The sequence below is a fragment of the Hymenobacter humi genome (assembly GCF_042665855.1).
In the GTDB taxonomy this organism is placed as follows: Bacteria; Bacteroidota; Bacteroidia; order Cytophagales; family Hymenobacteraceae; genus Hymenobacter; species Hymenobacter humi.
The window spans coordinates 1,363,939-1,382,389 of sequence record NZ_JBHTEK010000001.1; the positions used below are offsets into that span (position 1 = coordinate 1,363,939).

Sequence of the window (18,451 nt, forward strand, 5' to 3'; positions counted from 1 at the left end):
GGGTATTAACGTCTGGCCGCTTTGGTGCGCGAGGTATCCACGCGGGCCGTCGGCTGGCTCTGAACGGAATCTTTTTCGGCCTTCTTTTCGACCTTTTCAACTTTGCGGTTCACCTTGCGCTGCTCTTTGATGCTTTCAGGTACTTTGGAAAACAGCTCTTTCAAATCGCGGTAGTCGCGCTGGAACACCAGGGCAGCGCCCGTGCGCACAATCTGACCGTCGATGTCCTCGAACGCGTTTTGGCGGAACACGCGCACCCGCAGGCGGCCATCGGGCAGCACGAGGTATTCCAGGCTTATGTCGCCGGCAAAATTGCTAGCGGCAGACTGTCCCTGCGTGACCGTTGAGCCGGTATTGCCGCTCAGGCCAATGTCGGTGCCCACGCGCACGGTGAGGCGGTTGTTGAGCAGCGGCGGCGCACGGCCACGTTCAGGTCGGTGCGGCTGCGGGCTTCGCCGGTGCTGTAGTCGGCCTGGTTGGTCAGGCCCAGGTCGAGGCCCACGCCCGAGAGATACTTGTCGGTGAGGGTGTTGAGCTGGTCGGTGAGCACGGCGCTGGCACTGCCGCGCAGCTGCGTGGCCACCAGGCCTTCGCCGCTGCTGGTCTGAAATGGGTTTTGGGCCACAAACCGGCCCAGAACCAGCAGCGAAAACACCTGCTTGCTCATTTCCGAATTCAGGCTGGGCTGGCGCAGGCTGGGCCAGCTTGGCTTCTACCTGCCCATCCAGGGCCCCGCGCTGGTTTTCCGGCAGGGTGATGTCGAAGCCAATGGTGGGCTTGCTCAACTGGTCGGTCACGTTGAGCAGCACGTTAAACGGCAGACGGTTGCGCGAGACCGTGTTGCTGGTGGGGTCGTCTTCGCCCTGGCTGGCCAGCAGCTCGGCCGGAGCCGCCTGCACTTTGTAAATGGCCGTGACGTTGAGCGCCGCGTTATACGGGTCGCCGTCCCAGGTGATGGACGAGCCCCGGCTGATGATGAAATCCCGCTCGGCTAGGTCATACAGCGACATGTGGTACTGTCCGCGGGCCACGTCCAGCCGGCCGGTGAGCGTGATGGTGCCGTCCGGCGCTATGTTGGTGTTCAGGGTGCCGTCGGCCCGCACGCGCAGGTTGTCGCCGCTGGCCGGGTCGATGACGATGGTGAACGGCGTGCGGCTGGTCACGGTGACCACCGCCGTAACGTCGTAGCCCGTCGCGTCCACCTTCACCGTGTCCAGAGCCAGGTTGCGGGCCAGCATGGTGTCGAGCGGCGCGCTCACATCGATGAACTCCACAATGCCTTCGCGGGCCACCGTGGTGGGCGTGGCGCTGGGCGATTCCACCGTCAGGTTCGAGCCTTCCACCACCGTCACGCGGGTATCGACTTTGATGAGGGTGAGGGGGCCGGTCAGGCGGGTTTCCGAGTCGAGCACCAAGCGCCCGTAGAACAGCTCGTTGTTGGCGCGGGTGCTGCGCACGGCCATGAAGTTGTTGGTCGTGGCCCGCATGTCGAACGTGTAGTTGACAAAGTCCTTGGTGAGCAAGTAGCCGTTGGCCACCGCCTTGTTCGAAGCCGAATCGAGCACCGTGAAGTTGTTGAAGGCAATGCCGCGGTCGTCGAACGTCAGGTCCTGGCCAGGCAGGCGAAAAGGCGAGCCCAACTGCGGCACCACAAACCCGGCATCGTCGGAAGTGGTGAGTGTGCCCCGCACCTGGGGCGCGGCCGGGGCGCCGGCCACGGTCAGGCGCCCGCGCACGAAGCCGGTGGCGCTGCGCACCTGGCCCACCGAGAAGGGCTCAACCAGCTTCAGGTTGAACCGGTTGGCCTCGACCACGAAGTTGAGCGGAGTGGCGCTGCTGGCCAGGTAGCTGCCGGTGAGGCGCACGTCGTTGCCGCTGCCGCCCACGCTGCCGGCAGCGCCGCCAGTTAGGCGGGCGTCCACGTCGTAGCGGCTGGGCGCGGGGTTGGTGGCCTTCACGGCAATGTCGCCGATGACGGCTTTTTGAAACACCAAGTTGCTCACCGTGGCATCGGCCGTGAAGGCCTGGCGCTTGGTGCCCAGGTTGTCGATGCGCGCCGTGCCGTTCAGGGTGCCGGCCACCAGCGAATCCTGCTGCTGCACGATGCGGGCCAGCTCGGCCAGCTCAAAATTGTTGAACGTGACGCCCAGCGGCGAAGTAGCCACCGCGGGATTCTGGCTTTGCAGGGCCAGCGTGCTGCGGCCGTTGGTCAGGCGCAGGCCGTCGGCCACCACGGCACCGGTGGGGTAGTAGCGCACGTAGTTGTTGGGGCCAGCGCTCCACTTCTCGTAGTTGATGACTTGCTCGGGGGCAGCGGCAAATTGATACACCACCTCGCCGGTGCGGCCGCGCTCCGTCAGGGCCTGCAGCGTGCCGGCCAGCGCCAGGCTGCTCGCGGTTGGCTGAGTCGCCGAGGATGGCCACGCGGGTAAACACCTTATTGTCGGCCACGTTGCCGATAATGCTCGGGCGGCGCAGCTTTAGGGTCGTGTCCTGGGCGGCCTGGGCCATGCGCAGGCCATAATCCAGCTTGCTGGCATCGGAGCCCACGTTGAGCCGCAGCGAGTCGACCCGGTAATTCTCATAGCGAATTACGGGAATGCTGGTGTTGGCGGTGAGGCGGGCGTCGCGGCGGCTGTAGTCGCCGGCCAGCGTGAAGGGCGAAATTTCCTTGAGGCCCGGCACCAGCTTGGTGGCCAGCTTGCCATCCTTGAGCTGCAGCGAATACGTGAAGCGGCGGTCGGCCGAGCCGGCCGCGTAGCGCACGCCGGGCAGGTCAAAATACCGGTCGAGGTGCTGCTGCAGCTCCGGCGCCAGGTCGCCGAGGTGCACGTTGCCGTCGAGCTTGGCGGCCACGATGTTGGAATTGAAATCCAGCGCGGCCCGCGTGGCCGTTTGGGTGATTTTGGCGCTGAGCGTGTCGAAGGCAAAGGGCTGGTTGTCGCGCACCAGCACCACATTTGTGCCGCGAATCGTGCCGTTGAGCGTATTGAGGCTAGAGCCGGAGATGTTGGCGTTGAGGTTGCCCTGCACGCGCAGGTCGCCGCCGGTATAAAAGCCGAGCGCCGTAAGGTTGGCGCCGCGCAGGTTCAGCGATGTTACCTCGTAGGTGGGGTTGTTGGCGTCGCGCAGGTTCACCACGGCCCGCAGGTCGAGGTCGAGGTTGGGGTCGTTTTTGCTGTTGGCGTTGATGACGTAGCGGTTCCGGTCGAGGTCGACGGTGGCGGCCACGCCGCGGTAGGTGTAGCCGTTGTACACGGCGCTTTGCACATTGGCTTTCACTTGGCCCACCAGGGTGGCGGGGTCCTGCACGTTGCCGCTGGCATTGATGCGCCCGGTGGCCGTGACACGCCCAATGGTGGGGTCTTTCAGGAGCTTGCCAAAATCGAACCCGCCCACCGCGAAGGTGCCCACCACCGGCTGCCGGCCATTGGCCTGCTTGGCGCCCAGGTTGCCGTCGAAGGCAAGGTTGCCGTAGGTGGAGCGCAGTGTCAGGTCGGTGTCGAACTGCAGCACGGTGGGCCGGCCACGGAACGTGCCGCTCACGGCCAGCGTCGGTGGAATGTTGATGTTGCTCGGAATGCTGCCCTTCGGCGCCAGGCTGCGGATGTCGGCCTCGGTGGTGCTGAACTGCTGAATGTCCAGGTCGGCGTACAGCCGCGAGTCCACGTTGGGCAGGCCCTGAATGCGGCCGCGCCGCGCGCGCAGCACCGTGTTGCGCAGGCCCACAAACTCCAGGTTGCGCACCGTGAAGTCGCCCACGCGGCCGGCCACCAGCCCGTTGAGCAGCACCGACTGGTTGGGGCCGGTGTTGAAGGGGCGTGCCCGCCAGGTCCGGCGCCAGGTACAGAATATCGCGGAAACCGAGGCGCACATTGCGCAAATCGCCCTCTATCTTCAGGTTGGGCAGGTTCTTGGTTTCGCCAAGCGCCGCCAGACTCTCGTAGCCAATGGCCAGCGTGCGCCGGATGCGGGTATGCGGGGTTATTAAATCCAGGCTGTCGAGGCGGATTTGCACCGAGTCGTACACCACGTTGGCTCGCCACTTATTCACCTGGAAGCCGCTTTGCTCGCGGCCGGCCAGGTTGTCTACCTTAGCGGTGGTGCTGTTTTCGGAGAAGGCAAAGTCCCGCGTGTTGAGCACCAAATCCGTGAAGTGGAGGTGGTTGTAGTCCATGGCCGGCAGGCGGGTGCGCTGCTTGGGCTGGTTGAAGTTGTCGAAGGCCACGTCGAGGCCGCTGATGTCGGATTGAGCCAGGGTCACGCGCCATTTCAGGGGCTGGCCGGTGGCGGCTTTGGCTTTGTCGGTGGCTTCGTCGAGCTTGCGAATAGCCTCGGCGGGGTTCACCACGCGCTGCTCCACGGGCACGTTTTCGTTTTGCGCGTAGGCAAAGCGCGTGTTTTTGAGGGTGAGCTTGGTGAGGTCGACGCGCTGGTTCTGCAGGTCGATGTTGCGGGCCGTGATGTCAGCCAGCCCAATGTTGGTGCTGATGTACTGCGCCGCGGGGTTGTTCTTATACGTGAAGGCCACGCTGTCGAGCGTCGCCCGATTCAGCCCAAACTGCAGGGTGAGCGGCTCGGTAGGAGCGGGGTTGTCCACTTCCGGCGCTGTTTTGGTCTGGGTAATGCTGATGGAAGCTTGACGGAGCGCCGCGTTATCCACTTTGTACATAGACTTATCCACATCTACCTCGTCCATGTTAGCTGTGAATTCTCCAATCCGGGCACGCACGTCGGACCCAGTCACCTGGTCGTCCTGGGTGAAGTAGATATTGGTGAGCCGCAGCTTGCCGATGTCGTACTTCAGGTTCGAAGCCGTGGTGTCCACCGGCGCGTTGGGGTCGGTGAAGGCGGCGAGGATGAAGTCGTAGTTGTTTACCGAGTCGGGCTCGGTGCGGGTCAGGCGCACGCGGCCGTCGTTGAGCTCCACGTTCGAGACGTTGATTTCGCTGCGCAACAGGGCCAGAATGTCGAGGTCGACGCCCAGGTGGCCCACCGAAAGCAGGGTGTCGCGCTGCTGGTCGGCGAGGTACACGCCGTCGAGGTTGATGGCGTGGCGGAAATCCGTGCGAAACTTAGCGATGCGCACCTCCGTCTTCAGCTTATCGCGCAGGTAGCTTTCGGCCCGACGGGCCACAAAGTCCTGGCCCGCGGGAAATTGCAACACAACCACCACCGCAATAACGAGGAGGAGCACAAAGGCTAAGAGCCCCAGCAAACCGTAAAGGGCACGACGCAGAAAAGTGGACAAAGCGAGAGGTGGTAAGCGTCAAACGAAGCAGGACGAGCTTCCAAACGCAAAACGTCCGGCCGGGGTTGGCAATCCTTCGTATCCCCTGCCATAAGTTTTTCCTGATGCGGGCTGCCCAATGCCCTCCTTATCTTGCACCCCCAAAACCACCGATTGCATGATACTACGTTTTTCGCTGCCCTACCGCACCGTATTTGGCCAGCGCCTGGCCGTGTGCGGCTCCCACCCCGACCTGGGCAACTGGCTGCAGGCCGCCGCGGCCGTGATGCGCTACGACGAGGCTACCACCTGCTGGTCGCTTGAGCTGACCGTAGCCGATACCGCCGCGCCGCAAACACTCACCTACAAATACCTCCTGCTCGACGCCAACACCGGCGCGGTGCACTGGGAGTCGGGCCCCAACCGCAGCATTGCCTGCGACCCCTCGCGTACTCAGCGTCTGCAGCTGACCGACTACTGGCGCGCCCCGGCCCAACCCGAAAACGAGCTGCTGACCGCGGCCTTCACCAAAGCCCTGTTCCGCCGGCCGGCTGCTGGAGCCGCGGCCCCGGTCCCCGTGGCCAAAGGCAAAAAAGCGAAAGCTCCCAAGGTGGACGCCGTGGCCCCGGCCACGCCCGCGGCCGGCGAAACCGTATTTCGGCTGCTGGCTCCGCGCGTTGAGCCGCACTACCAGCTGTGTATTCTCGGTTCCGACCCGGCCCTGGGGGCCTGGGACAACACCAAGGGCCTCGTGCTTTCGGACCGGGACTACCCGACCTGGACAGGCAGCATTACGCTCGAAAACCCCACCGAAGACTGCCTCTATAAATACGCCGTGTGGGACACCCAGGCCGGCCACGCCCTCGACATGGAAGGCGGCGAAAACCGCGTGGTGCCCGGCACCAAGGACCGCACCGCCGCCCGCGTGTTCAGCGACGAAGCCTACCGCTATTCCGATACCTGGCGCGGCGCGGGCGTGGCCCTGCCGGTGTTTGCCATGCGCAGCGAAAAAGGCTTCGGCGTGGGCGAGTTTTCCGACCTGAAGCTGCTCACCGACTGGGCCGTGCAAACCGGCCTGAAGCTGGTGCAGATTCTGCCCATCAACGACACCACTGCCACCCACACCTGGGTCGATTCGTACCCGTACGCGGCCATTTCGGTGTTTGCGCTGCACCCGCAGTTTATTCACCTCGAAGGCATTGCGCCGCTCAAGGACAAGAAGGCCGCGGCCGAACTGGCTCAACTCAAGCAGGAGTTCAACGCCAAGGACTTTGTGGACTACGAGCCGGTGATGAACGCCAAATGGAAGTTTCTTAAGCTGCTGTATCAGCAGGAAAAGAAGGCTTTTCTGGCCGACCCCGAGTACCGCGAGTTCCTGGTGAGCCAGGCCGACTGGCTGGTGCCCTACGCCGCCTTCTCGGCCCTGCGCGACCGGTTTGGCACGGCCGACTTCCAGCAGTGGCCCGCCGAGTTCCGCACCCCGCAGAACTTAGCTCAACTTACCGCCGAAACCGCTCCCGGCTACGACGAGTACGGCCTGTTCTTCTTCACCCAGTTCTACCTCGACAAGCAGCTCCGCTCGGCCGTTTCCTACGCCCGCAGCCGCGGCGTGGTGCTCAAGGGCGACCTGCCCATCGGCATCTACCGCCACTCCGTGGATGCCTGGACCCAGCCCGAGCTTTACCACATGGACTGCCAGGCCGGCGCCCCGCCGGATGATTTCTCCACCACCGGCCAAAACTGGCGCTTCCCCACCTACAACTGGGAGCGCATGGCCCTGGACGGCTACAAGTGGTGGAAGCAGCGCATGGGCCACCTGGCCCGCTACTTCGACACCCTGCGCATCGACCACATTCTGGGCTTCTTCCGCATCTGGGAAATGCCCATCGAGTCGGTGGAGGGCTTGTTGGGCCACTTCTCGCCCGCCTTGCCGCTGCACCGCCACGAAATTGAGCGCCGCCTGGGCTGGTTCAGCTACAGCCGCCTGTGCGAGCCCTACATCCGCTGGCACATGCTGCAGGACATCTTCCAGGGCGAAGCCCAGGCCGTGTTCGACGAGTACATGTACGACGCCAGCTACGGCCGCATCCACTTCAAGGAGCCCGTGGACACCCAGCGCAAGATTGAGGCCTACATTGCCCAGAAGCTGGCCGCCGCGCCCGAGCACGCCGACTACTTTGCCTGGCTGCAAAGGGCTTGTTCCAGCTGATAAACGAGGTGCTGTTCGTGCCCGCCGGCGACGACTTCTACCACCCGCGCATCACCCTGAACAAGAGCTACTCATTCCGGGAGCTGGAAAGCGACGAAGACCGCCGCCGCCTCTACGACGACATCTACGTGGACTTCTTCTTCCGCCGTCACGAGGAGTTCTGGCGCCAGCAGGGCCTTGTGAAGCTGCCGCCCGTGCGCTACGCCACCGACATGCTCATCTGCGGCGAAGACCTGGGCATGGTGCCCGCCTCCGTGCCCGGCGTGATGAAAGAGCTCGGCATCCTGGGTCTGAACATCCAGCGCATGCCTTCGAACCCCGAAACCGAGTTCGGCCACCCCGACACCGCCGCCTACCTGAGCGTGGTGACCACCAGCAGCCACGACATGAGCACCGTCCGCGGCTGGTGGGAAGAAGACCGGGTGCGCACCCAGCGCTTCTTCGAAACCATCCTGGGCCACTGGCGCGAAGTGGCGCCGTTCTACTGCGAGCCCTGGGTAGCGCGCGAAATCCTGGTGCAGCACCTGCACTCGCCCGCTATGTGGGCCATCTTCCCCCTGCAGGACCTGCTGGCCATGGACACCGGCCTGCGCCGCGCCAATCCGCACGACGAGCAAATCAACGTGCCCAGCAACCCCACGCACTTCTGGAAGTACCGCCTGCACCTGCCGCTCGAAGAGCTGGTAGATGCGGTGGGCTTCAACGAGCCGTTGCGTGGGCTGGTAGAAGCCAGCGGCCGGGGATAAGGAGTTGTTGGAATTAGCTGGAACGAAGTAGAGACGCAATATTTTGCGTCTCGTCGTTGAACGGTCGTCGGCAGAACGGCGCGGCACCCATCGTTCAACGACGAGACGCAAAATATTGCGTCTCTACCTCAGCTCAACTTCAAATGAAAAAGACCCTTTCCGGCCGGAAGGGGTCTTTTTGCATCTGGCGGGGCCTGTTTTCGTAACCCGGGGCCTTAGCCGGGGGTTAGAGCAAGTTCTGAGCTTTATTCTATCCCGATGCATTACGACGTTCTTATTATCGGTGCGGGCAGCGCCGGGCTTTCTGCGGCTCTCACGCTGGGGCGGTGCATGCGCCGGGTACTGCTGGCCGATGGCGGCCCCCGCGCAACGAAGCCTCGCCCGGCGTGCACGGCTTTCTCACGCGCGACGGCATTGCCCCGGCCGAGCTGCTGCGCCTGGGCCATGAGCAGGCTGGAGCCCTACACCACGGTGGAGGTGCAGTGCCTGGAGATTGACGGTATAGTACCCGAAGGCCGCGGCTTTCGGGCCACCGGCAGCAATACCGCCGATGATACGCCGGTTACCATCACGGCCCGGCGGGTGCTGCTCGCCACGGGCGTGTCGGATATATTGCCGCCCTTGCCGGGATTTCGGGAGCTGTGGGGGCGGGGTGTGCTGCACTGCCCGTACTGCCACGGCTGGGAGGTGCGCAACCAGCCCCTGGCCGTGTACGGGCAGGGCCGAACCGTAACGGGCCTCGCGCTGCTCGTGAGCCGCTGGACCGACGACGTGGTGGTAATCACCAACGGGCCCGGGCACCTCACGCCCAATGCCCGGCGCCGGCTGCGGCGGCAGAAAATAAAAATCCGCGAAGACCACATCACCCGCCTGGTGGGCTCGGCCACCAACGACCTGCAGTGCATCGAGTTTGCCGATGGCAGCCAGCTCGAACGCACCGCCGTGTTTCTGCACGCCCCGCAGCACCAGCGCAGTGCCTTGGCCGAAAAGCTTGGGGCAAGGCACACTAGTAGAGGCGCCGTATGGGTCGACTCGGCCATGCAAACCTCCGTTCCCGGCCTGTATGCCGCCGGCGACACCACGCCGGGAACGCAGCAAGCCCTGCTGGCCGCTGCGGCTGGCGCCAGAGCTGCTATCGTCATCAACGAAGCCCTGACGCGTGAGGAGTGCCCGCGTTGAGCTAAACTGCTCACGCCTGAATCAGCTCAACAATGCGCCGGCCTACTCCAGCGCGCGGCTGCGGAACAGCAGGTAGCCCAGGTGCCCGTACACGCTGAAGCGGCGCGAGGGGTCGTCGTAGAACAACGCGTGCAGCGCCAGCGGGCCCACCGGGGTTTGGAACACCAAGCCCGTGCTGGCCGTGAGGCGGGGCCGTTCGAAGCCGTTGCGGCGCACGGCGCGCTGCTCTTCGTTCTGGCGCAGGGGCTGGTAGTTGACGTGGGTGAAGACTTCGTTGCGCCACTCCAGCTTGCCTAGGAAGGGCATGGTGTAGCGCAGGCCCGCGGCAGCGTAGCGCGGCGAGCGGTAGCTGTCCATAAACGAGGTGCGTGAGTCGGGCAGCGGCGCAAACACCGGCGAGGTGGTCAGCGTGGAGCGGTAATTGGCAAAGGTGCCCTGGCCGCTGACCACCACCTCGGCGTAGTAGCCCCAGGCGTGCTTGTCGCCCTTCAGCGGGAAGTACTTCTCGAGGGTAGCGCGCATTTGCAACCACCGGTGGTTTTGCGAGAAACCGGGCAGAATGGACGTGTCGCCCTGCTTGTAGTCTTCCGAGCCGCTCACGGCGCGTGCCGTGAGCACGATGCGCTTGCCGTTGGTGGCGTATTGCTTGCGGTTGAGTGAGTTGCGGGCAAACTGCACGGCCACCGTACCACCCCGGAAGTTGGTTTTGTCGAGCTTGGTGTCGCTTGAAATCTCGGATATGTTGGCGTAGTCGTCGCTCAGGTAAAAGGCGCCCATGTCCAGCAGAATGCGGCTGCGGTAATTGGGGCTCAGGCCCACTTGCGCGCCTACTTTGGTGTCTTGCTGGCGCACCTGGGTGCTGAGCACGTCGCGGCCCAGCAGGCCGCTGGTGTTCTGGTAGTCCCAACGGTTGTAGGTAGCGGTGGGCTCCACGTAGAAGGAGTCGGCCGGGCACGTTGATGCGGAAGCCACCCTGCGCGCCGTTGTAAAACCGGCCCAGACTCACGTTGGCCGACGCCGAATACAGCAGGCGGCGGAGGTAGCGGTACTCCACGCCGATGTACAGGTTGTCGAGCGGCCGGTTGCTGAGCACGAAGCCCGCTTCGGCGCTCACGTTGTTGTTCTGGCGGGCGTCCACGCTCATCACGTAGCCCTTCTGCTCGGGGTCGTACTTGATGCGCGGGTAAATGTTGCGGAAGAAGTCGTCGGACGCTAAGCGGAAGTAGCCTTCTTCCAGGTCATCGATGGTATAAGTGCTGCCCGAGCGCTGGAAGAAGGCCTGCGCGTAGGCGTTTTGCTCGGGCCGCAGGCCCTGTACGCGCACCTGCACAAAGCGCGGGGCCGGCGCGCCGCTCTGGAAAGCCTGGCGGCGCTGTTGCAGCTCCAGTGTGTCCACGCGGCGCGTTATGCGCTTTTTCAGCAAATCGAGTGGCGCTGGGCAGCGGTGTCGCCTTTGGCAATGAGGTCGTTCACGCGGTCGAAGTCGGTGCCGCCGAAGCCTTCCAGGTCGGGCTGAATGAAGATGCCATTTTTTCCCACGCTCAGGGTGTCGGCCACGTTGGCGCCCAGGAACAGAAGCGTGCCGGTGAGCAGGGCGTCGTCTTCTTTGAAGGGGTATTTCTTGTAGGCCACGTCGCCCACGTTCACCCCGATGATGACGTCGGGCGCAAACTCGTTGCGCATGACGTCGGTGGGGAAGTTGTTGTAGATGCCGCCGTCGAAGAGGTAGCGCCCGTCGGGGTTGCGGATGGGGCGGAAGGCCAACGGCACGGTCATGGAGTTGCGCACGGCATCGGCCAGCGAGCCGCTTTTCTGAATCACCTGCTTGCGCGTAAACACCTCCGCCGCCAGGCAGCGGAAGGGCACAAACAGCTTGTCGAAGTCGTAGTTGGCCTGCGCGGCGGCCGGGGCCAGCGTACGGGCCAGGGCAAAGTTCAGGTTCAGGTCGTTGACCAGGTTGGTGCTGATGCGCGCCCGGAACGTGGAATCCAGCGCCACGCCCACCCGCAGGGCCGACGGCGACGGCTCGGCCGTGAGGTAGTTGAAGGTTTTGTCCTCGGTGGGCTTGCCGCTCACCCAGTTCTGGAATTCCGGCGTGAGCATGAGCTGCTCCATCTCGCGCGGCGAGTAGCCCGCCGCATACAGCGCGCCCACAATAGAGCCCATGCTCGTACCGATGATGTAGTCGATGGGGATGCCGTTCTTTTCCAGGACTTTAAGTACGCCCACGTGGGCCAGGCCCTTGGCGCCGCCGCCGCTCAGCACCACGCCCACACGCTGGGCCTGCGCCCCGAAACACCACAGAAAACTTATTGCCAAAAGCGCAACGGTGCGCGGTAACATTTTATGCATAAAATCAGCTCAATACGCTTTGTTAAGCAAAGCACTGCCTGTACGCCGCCAGTGCAGGACAGGTTGTTAGGGAATTGCCTCAAGGTAGGCGCTGGCGGGCGGAATACCTGCCCGGTGGCTTTTTACCATTTCTTGAAAATGACGTACACCGCGGCCACCAGCAGCGCAAAGCCCACCACGTGGTTCCAGGCCAGCTTATCGGTTTTGAAAACGAACACGGCACAAAGCGAAAAGACCGTGAGCGTGATGACTTCCTGAATCACCTTGAGCTGAAACAGGCTGAAGGGCCCGCCGTTGCCCTCGTACCCCAGCCGGTTGGCCGGCACCTGGAAGATGTACTCGAACAGCGCCAGCCCCCAGCTCACCATAATAACGCCGAACAGGCCCAATTTGGCAAACCAGGCCATCTTTTTGAACAAGTGCAGGTGCCCGTACCAGGCAAACGTCATGAACAGGTTGGAAATGGTGAGCAGCAGCAGAGAATAAACGCCTTTCATGGAAAGCAGCAGAGTCGTGAGTTGAGCGGGCAGAAGAAACGCACGCGGCCCGAAGTACGCGAGAAAGCCGCAGCACGGCCACAGAAAAGCCCTCCCAAACAACGGTTCGGGAGGGCTTTTGTCTGCAGGTGGCTCAACCGGCGGGCGCTACTGGCAAATGCCTTTGTCGAACGTTTTGGAGGGTCGACGGGCGGGCCGGCCCAATTCGGGGTAAACCCGTCGGTGAGGCTCGTGAACTTGGGATACGGAACCGCGATGTTGACCCCATCCAGCGGCCAGCGCCAGTCCAGCGGAATCAGGATGCCGTTGGGGTAGGTTTTGCCGTTGGTAGCTGTCCAGGTGTCGCGGTTCGATACCTCGTAGATGTACAGGTCGTAGGCCGTCGTGGTATTGCCTGACCCATACACCGAAATGAACGGCTCAATCGGCTTGGCGCTGTTGTAGGAAAAGGCGTTGTTGAGCGTGAGCACCACTTCGCGGCGGGCAAACGGCACGCACGGCGGCGTGGGCGAGGTGTTGGCAAAGCCCGAAGCGTTGGAGGTGGGCAGCGCCGCCTTGGTGCTCTCAAACACGGTGACGTAGTAGAAGTTGGCGTCCTGGGTATAGGCCCCGCCAAAGATGGCGGCAATGCCCGTTTTGGCGATTTTGAAGCGGAACTTGTGGTCGATGGAAGCGCCCCGGGCCACGGCCAGGAAGTTGATTTTCAGCTCAGTCGCCGATTTGGCAATGGTGGACTGCACCACCAGGTCGTTGTAGTCGCTGTCGTTGCCGCTGGTACGCTGGTCTTCCCAGGCGTAGGTGTACACGATGCCAGGGGCGCAGTCGGTCTTGCAGAACTCGAAATAGCCCGCGCCGGGGCTGCCCGCAAACTGCTTGCCCGCGTCCTGGGCCACGCCGTCGGCGGCGTCCATGCACAGCCCGCCCCAGGCCTTTTCGCCGGTGGAGAGCACCGCGTACGCGGCCACGAAAAAGCAGTCGCTGCTCAGCTGGTCCACGTAGGCCTTGGGTATGGTGGCCGTGTACGTCGTGGCCTTGTCGGCGGCGCTGAAGGTGTGGGTAAACGCAAATTTGCTGGGCACTACGCCGGCGCTGGTCAGCTTGCCGGCGGCCTGCAGGCGAGCCACGCTCGTGAACACATCGAGCTGCACGTCGGCCAGGTAGGCATTCGGCGCGGTGAGCTTATAAGTCACCAGCAAATCGCCGTTGGTGGTCACGACGCCCACGGCGCCCACGTACTTTTTCTGGTCGGCCACCAGGCATACCTGCTTGCAGGCGCCGGCGATGTTGCCCGTTATTTTGCTTACGCCGCCACTCGACTGGCCCTCGGCGTCGGGCTTCACGGCGTTTTCATTTTTGGTGCAGCCCTGGAAGGCCAGCATCAAAAACAAGAAAGAAAGCGGCAAGCCGGACTTGTTGAGTAGCCGTCTGATTGAGGTCATAGCGAGCATAGAGTAAGAGAAAGGCGTTGTAGTTGAAACGCACGCTATGCAATAGCGCGGCCACTTATTGAGCTATAGCTCGTCCCGAATATGATTTCAACCATTGGCCATATTCAGGCGCGTTCTATACGCTGTTCGAGGGCCGAGGTTATTAGCCATCCGCTGCCACTCACCGGCTTGCCTGGCAAGGGAAGCCAGCCGCGCCCGGGCCAGAAATTACAGCCTGTAAGGACTTGCTTAGAGCAGTTTGGGAGTGCTGTCCCAGTAGCGCGGACTGTGTAGTCCGCGTCCCCGCGCCGTTGAGTGCTGCCTATTCTTCGTGGCCCGGTACGGCCACTACCGGTGCGGCGGCCGCTTCCTTGGCTTCGCGCTCTAGCCGCTGCTGCTCGAGTTCGGAGGGCCGCGGCATGTTGCTCAGGTCCGGCGAGCCGGCGTCGACCCAACAGGTAAACCAGAAGTCGCCGATGAGGGCCGTAGCGTAGCGCATCTGCCGCTCCACCTGCCCGTTGAGCCGGGCGTGGTAGGCCTTGCTGAACCCGCGCGAATACGTCCGCACCGTTTGGGTGCCGCGCTGCTCGTAGCCGTACTTCTGGTCTTCGGGGTATTGAGCCGTGAGCTCGCGCTCGAAGCGCAGCACCGAATCTACAGCGGCGTGCGAGCGAATGACGGCCGCCCAGATAGCGTCGCTGGGCTTCTCCAGGTACCTTGCCTTGCCGCTGAACAGGTCGTAGTCGGTGCTCAGCAGCTCGGGCAGGCGCGATTCCCAGAGGGCGTGCAGGCCACGCTGGCCGGTGAGCTGGCCGTTGTAGTTGCGGGTGGTGTGCAGCGGTACGCAGGCATCGGCCAGGTAGTGGCCCAGGTCGGCCGAGAGGCGCAGGATGCGGTCGGTGTCGCGGGCCTGGAACGCGGCGGTGAGCTGGTTTTTCATGGCCACCACGTTCCAGGGCACTATGCCGTGCTGCAGCAGGGAGTCTTCGCCGTAGCGGGCCACGGCATCGGCGTAGCGGCGCGGCAGGCGGTAAGCGGCGCTGTCCCCGTAGCGGTCCACGTCGAGAAAGTGCTTGGGGGCCTCGCCGGGCACCACCATGCGGCGCGAGTCGGGCCGGGTGGCGTTGGTGGTCAGGTAGTCGATGTGGGCTTTGTAGAAGCCCACCATACCGGGCGGCAGCGTGAACACGGCCAGCCGGTTGAGCAGGCGGTGGCTGAAAAAGCCCCACGACCACGCCGGGCTGGTGCTCAGCAGCACAACAAGCCCCAGCAGCACCAGGGAAAGAGCTTTTTCATCACAACAAAAGCGCCCGGGGTAGAAGGCCCGCCAATCTACTGTTAAGTATTGGCATTGCATGTCAAAAAACTTTTGGCGAGGCCCTACTGCTGCAAATTCGGATTCGACAGGGCCCATAAGCAGCGCCCCAGGCAGCGGGCAGCTACCTGGGGCGCGGGCAAACTACTGAAAACAGGGTACGCCATGCAAAGCGCAAGTTGAGCTAAACGAGGGCGCAGAATAGAGCCGACTACCGCCGCTTGCCGTCAGCGGCAAACTTCATGCGGTAGTCGTGCTTCACGTCGCCCTTGCTGATGCGGGCCAGCTTACCTTTCAGCAGGCTTTTTAAACGCCGAGAGCTTGTCGGTGAAGAGCACGCCTTCCAGGTGGTCGTATTCGTGCTGAATGATGCGGGCAGCCATGCCAGAAAAGGCTTCCTCATGCACCTGGCGGTTTTCGTCTTCGTAGCGCAGCACGATGTCGGCGTTGCGGTTCACCAGGCTCGCGCACGCCGGGAATGCTCAGGCAGCCTTCTTCGAAGCCCCACATCTCGCCGGTTTCGCTCACCATTTGGGGGTTGATGAAGGCGCGTTTGATGGGCGCTTCCAGCACTTCGCCTTCTTCCCGGTCTTCCTCGTCTACCTCCACCATTGGGCCCGAGTCCATCACAAACAGGCGGATGCCTTTGCCAATCTGGGGTGCGGCCAGGCCCACGCCGTGGGCGTAGTACATGGTTTCGTACATGTCGGCAATGAGTTGCTGCAAGTCGGCAGCGGCCAGGTCGGCGGCCAGGTTTTTGGCCTTGGTCTTCAGCACGGGGTCGCCGATGGCGACGATGGAATAAATCATGGTCTAAAATTCAGGTGTCGGAACTAGATAAATAACGGCTGGCTCAACTCAACGGGGTCGGAGGCAGGCTATTGGCCTCCAGCGCCCGCATCAGCGGCGATTCGAGAAACGATTGGAGGATGATGGTGGCGCTGATGCGGTCCACGGTGGCTTTGTCGCGGCGGGCTTTCTGGCCCAGGCCGCCGGCCAGCATGGTGGCGTGGGCCATGCGCGAGGTAAACCGTTCGTCGAGCTCGTGCACGGGCACCTCGGGCAGCTCGCGGCGCAGGCGGCGCAGCAGGCCCACCACGGCGCTGGTCACGTCGGTGGGCTCGTTGAGCAGCGTGCGCGGCATGCCCACCACCACGGCCCGCAGGGGCTCGCGCTTGTGGTAGGCCAGCACATACGCCACCAAATCCTGGCTGTGAATGGTCTCGAGCGGCGAGGCAATCATGCACAGCGGGTCGGTGACGGCCAGGCCCACGCGCTTGTTCCCGTAATCGATGGCAAGGATGCGGCCCATGTGCCCGAGGTTAAAGTAGCGAAGGTGAAGCGCGGCAGTATTGCCGGCGCAAAGATACGGCAGGGGGCAAGGCCCTCAATCCAAAGGGTAGTCGGGCGCCGTAGTTGAGCCGCCTGCCCGAAATGCAGCAGCTGATATGACGGTTCGGTTGGCCATTTCCCTACCACAATCTTTCAGGGTTGGTGTTCAAAATAAGACAGGGCTATAATGGCAAAGTTATAAAAATAGAATGTCCGATTTCTGATATTTAAAGGTGTTTACAATTGTAATTTGCCATTAATCACATGTTTTATTTGCTCTTTGAACGCAATATATTGTAATTTTCAAAGAAAAAGGCATATTGTTGTCTTGATTGATTTGGTTCTAAGAAAATTTAAATAGTTTTGGTTTGTACAAACCGATTTTCTATTCGCCAACACCTTTACTCGACGCATGTTTTCCGCCCCGCCCGCTGCTCCAGAAACTGGCCGGCCCGCTCCCTCCCGGAGCCGGCGCCGGTGGCTGCGGCAGGGCGTGTTGCTGCTGCTGGCCATGGGCAGCGGGGTGCTGGTGGCCAACAACCCGTTTCGGCCCTCCTCGGAAAATCCCGATGCCACGGCCCGCGGCTACCTGCGCTTCAAGGAAATATTGAGCTACGTCGACCGCGACTACGCCGACTCCGTCGATACCGAAGGCTTGGCCGACTACGCCGTGGTGCAGATGCTGGAAAAGCTCGACCCGCACTCCGTGTATATCCCGGCCCGGGAGCGCGACAAGGCCGATTCGTTTCTGCAAAGCGACTTCGACGGCATCGGCCTCGAGTTTAACCTGTTTCGCGACACCATGACGGTGGTGGCCCCGCTCAGCGGCGGCCCCGCCGAGCAGGCCGGCGTGCAGCCCGGCGACCAGATTCTGAGCATAGCCAACCGGCGCGTTTCCGGCAGCCACCTTACTACCGGTCGCCTCAGCGAGCTGCTGCGCGGCCCACGGGGCAGCAGCGTCACCCTGGAGCTGCGCCGCCGGGGCCTGGGCCGCACCCTCAACGTCCCCATCGCCCGGAGCCGCATCTCCAACTCCTCCGTGGACGCCGCTTATCTGATAGATGGCCAGACCGGCTACATCAAGGTGAGCCGCTTTGCTTCTAATACGTACGACGAGTTCAAGGCTGCCCTGGGCGACTTGCGCCGCCAGGGCCTCACGCGCCTCGTGCTGGACTTGCGCGGCAACCCCGGCGGCTACCTCGACCGGGCCACCCGCCTGGCCGATGAGTTCATTGGCGGCTCGCGCAAAATCGTGTACACCGACGGCAAGGGCGAGCAATACGACTCCCAGACCTACGCCCGCGTGGCCGGTGAATTCGAAGACGGCGCCCTCGTGGTGCTCGTGGACGAAGGCAGCGCCTCGGCCGCCGAAGTGGTGGCGGGCGCCCTGCAAGACCACGACCGCGCCATCCTGGTGGGGCGCCGCACCTTCGGCAAGGGCCTCGTGCAGCAACCCATTTCCCTGAGCGACGGCGGCGAGCTGCGCCTGACTATTGCCCGCTACTACACGCCCGCCGGCCGCTCCATTCAGAAGCCCTACGGCGCCAACTACGCCGAATACAGCCGCGAGCTTTCCGGGCGCTCCGCCCGCGGCGAGCTCACTTCGGCCGACAGCATTCACTTCGCCAAAGAGCTGCGCTTCCGCACCGACCACGGCCGCGCCGTGTACGGCGGCGGGGGCATCATGCCCGACGTGTTTGTGCCCCGCGACACGCTGGCCCACTCCGCCTACTACACCAAGCTGATGAGCCACGGCGTAGCCCGCGCCTTCGCCTTGTCGTTCTACCAAGCCCACAAGGAGGAGCTGGCTGGGCTGCGCTTCGAGCAGTTCAACGCCACTTTCCGCATCAGCGATGCCCAACTGGTGAGCCTGGCGGCCCAAGCGGCGCAGGCCGGCGTGAGCACCGATGTGGCTGCCGTGCGCCGCTGCGCGCCGCTGCTGCGCAACCAGGCTCAAGGCTTTCATTGCCCGCAGCGCCTACGGGCCGGTGGCCTACTACACGGTGCTGCGCGAGCAGGACCCCGAGCTGCAGCGCGCCCTGCACGCCGTGAGCGACAGCACAGCTCAATTGGCCTTGTTGGGCAAGTAACGCAGCGCCAACCAGGCCCGGAACAGAACCGGCGGGAATGCAAAGACGGGCCAAGCACGTAACTTCACTGCTCC

14 protein-coding genes are annotated in these 18,451 nt (G+C 63.2%); 4 read left to right on the plus strand and 10 right to left on the minus strand.

Translation table 11 applies throughout. The annotated features are described in order from the left end of the window. Nucleotides 1-5: 5 nt before the first annotated feature. Both ACFQT0_RS31585 and ACFQT0_RS31590 read right to left on the minus strand, forming a co-directional pair. On the minus strand, nt 6-2,330 hold the full coding sequence (locus ACFQT0_RS31585) for a translocation/assembly module TamB domain-containing protein (RefSeq protein WP_449272048.1): 2,325 nt from the start codon (nt 2,328-2,330) through the stop codon (nt 6-8). Nucleotides 2,331-2,995: 665 nt separating this feature from the next. After that, a complete protein-coding gene (locus ACFQT0_RS31590; RefSeq protein ID WP_449272049.1) occupies nt 2,996-5,251 on the minus strand; it encodes an AsmA family protein in 2,256 nt (751 codons plus the stop codon). Nucleotides 5,252-5,369: 118 nt separating this feature from the next. On the opposite strand from ACFQT0_RS31590, the gene ACFQT0_RS07720 reads away from it, so the two are divergent. From ACFQT0_RS07720 to ACFQT0_RS07730, 3 genes are all read left to right on the plus strand, one after another. After that, on the plus strand, nt 5,370-7,439 hold the full coding sequence (locus ACFQT0_RS07720; RefSeq protein ID WP_380201736.1) for a 4-alpha-glucanotransferase: 2,070 nt from the start codon (nt 5,370-5,372) through the stop codon (nt 7,437-7,439). Further along, a complete protein-coding gene (locus ACFQT0_RS07725; protein ID WP_380201738.1) occupies nt 7,427-8,185 on the plus strand; it encodes a 4-alpha-glucanotransferase in 759 nt (252 codons plus the stop codon). The genes ACFQT0_RS07720 and ACFQT0_RS07725 overlap by 13 nt, the downstream gene beginning before the upstream one ends. A 258-nt stretch (nt 8,186-8,443) precedes the next feature. Beyond that, complete coding sequence (locus ACFQT0_RS07730; protein WP_380201741.1) at nt 8,444-9,364, plus strand: NAD(P)/FAD-dependent oxidoreductase; 921 nt, start codon at nt 8,444-8,446, stop codon at nt 9,362-9,364. A gap of 42 nt (nt 9,365-9,406) precedes the next feature. Here ACFQT0_RS07730 and ACFQT0_RS07735 read toward each other — a convergent pair whose 3' ends face one another. From ACFQT0_RS07735 to ruvX, 8 genes are all read right to left on the minus strand, one after another. Beyond that, nucleotides 9,407-10,336: a hypothetical protein gene (locus tag ACFQT0_RS07735; protein ID WP_380201744.1), complete on the minus strand. Its 930-nt coding sequence runs from the start codon at nt 10,334-10,336 to the stop codon at nt 9,407-9,409. A 444-nt stretch (nt 10,337-10,780) separates the two neighbouring features. Then, complete coding sequence (locus ACFQT0_RS07740; RefSeq protein WP_380201746.1) at nt 10,781-11,683, minus strand: patatin-like phospholipase family protein; 903 nt, start codon at nt 11,681-11,683, stop codon at nt 10,781-10,783. 155 nt (nt 11,684-11,838) lie between these two features. Next, nucleotides 11,839-12,213 carry a DMT family protein gene (locus ACFQT0_RS07745; RefSeq protein ID WP_380201748.1) on the minus strand — a complete coding sequence of 125 codons (375 nt, stop codon included), beginning with the start codon at nt 12,211-12,213 and terminating at the stop codon, nt 11,839-11,841. Next, the gene (locus tag ACFQT0_RS07750; RefSeq protein ID WP_380201750.1) at nt 12,210-13,652 is read right to left on the minus strand and encodes an LruC domain-containing protein; all 1,443 of its coding nucleotides are present in this window, start codon (nt 13,650-13,652) and stop codon (nt 12,210-12,212) included. The genes ACFQT0_RS07745 and ACFQT0_RS07750 overlap by 4 nt, the downstream gene beginning before the upstream one ends. 310 nt (nt 13,653-13,962) lie before the next feature. Further along, nucleotides 13,963-14,916 carry a zinc dependent phospholipase C family protein gene (locus ACFQT0_RS07755; protein WP_380201752.1) on the minus strand — a complete coding sequence of 318 codons (954 nt, stop codon included), beginning with the start codon at nt 14,914-14,916 and terminating at the stop codon, nt 13,963-13,965. 326 nt (nt 14,917-15,242) lie between these two features. Next, a complete protein-coding gene (locus ACFQT0_RS07760; RefSeq protein ID WP_380201754.1) occupies nt 15,243-15,413 on the minus strand; it encodes a peptide deformylase in 171 nt (56 codons plus the stop codon). Beyond that, nucleotides 15,355-15,765 carry a peptide deformylase gene (locus tag ACFQT0_RS07765; RefSeq protein WP_380201756.1) on the minus strand — a complete coding sequence of 137 codons (411 nt, stop codon included), beginning with the start codon at nt 15,763-15,765 and terminating at the stop codon, nt 15,355-15,357. The genes ACFQT0_RS07760 and ACFQT0_RS07765 overlap by 59 nt, the downstream gene beginning before the upstream one ends. Before the next feature lie 43 nt (nt 15,766-15,808). Further along, nucleotides 15,809-16,267: a Holliday junction resolvase RuvX gene (ruvX, locus tag ACFQT0_RS07770; protein ID WP_380201758.1), complete on the minus strand. Its 459-nt coding sequence runs from the start codon at nt 16,265-16,267 to the stop codon at nt 15,809-15,811. Nucleotides 16,268-16,699: 432 nt separating this feature from the next. Here ruvX and ACFQT0_RS07775 point away from each other — a divergent pair, with 432 nt between their 5' ends. Beyond that, nucleotides 16,700-18,439 (plus strand): S41 family peptidase, encoded by a 1,740-nt coding sequence (locus ACFQT0_RS07775; RefSeq protein ID WP_380201760.1) that lies wholly within the window; start codon nt 16,700-16,702, stop codon nt 18,437-18,439. Nucleotides 18,440-18,451: the final 12 nt, after the last annotated feature.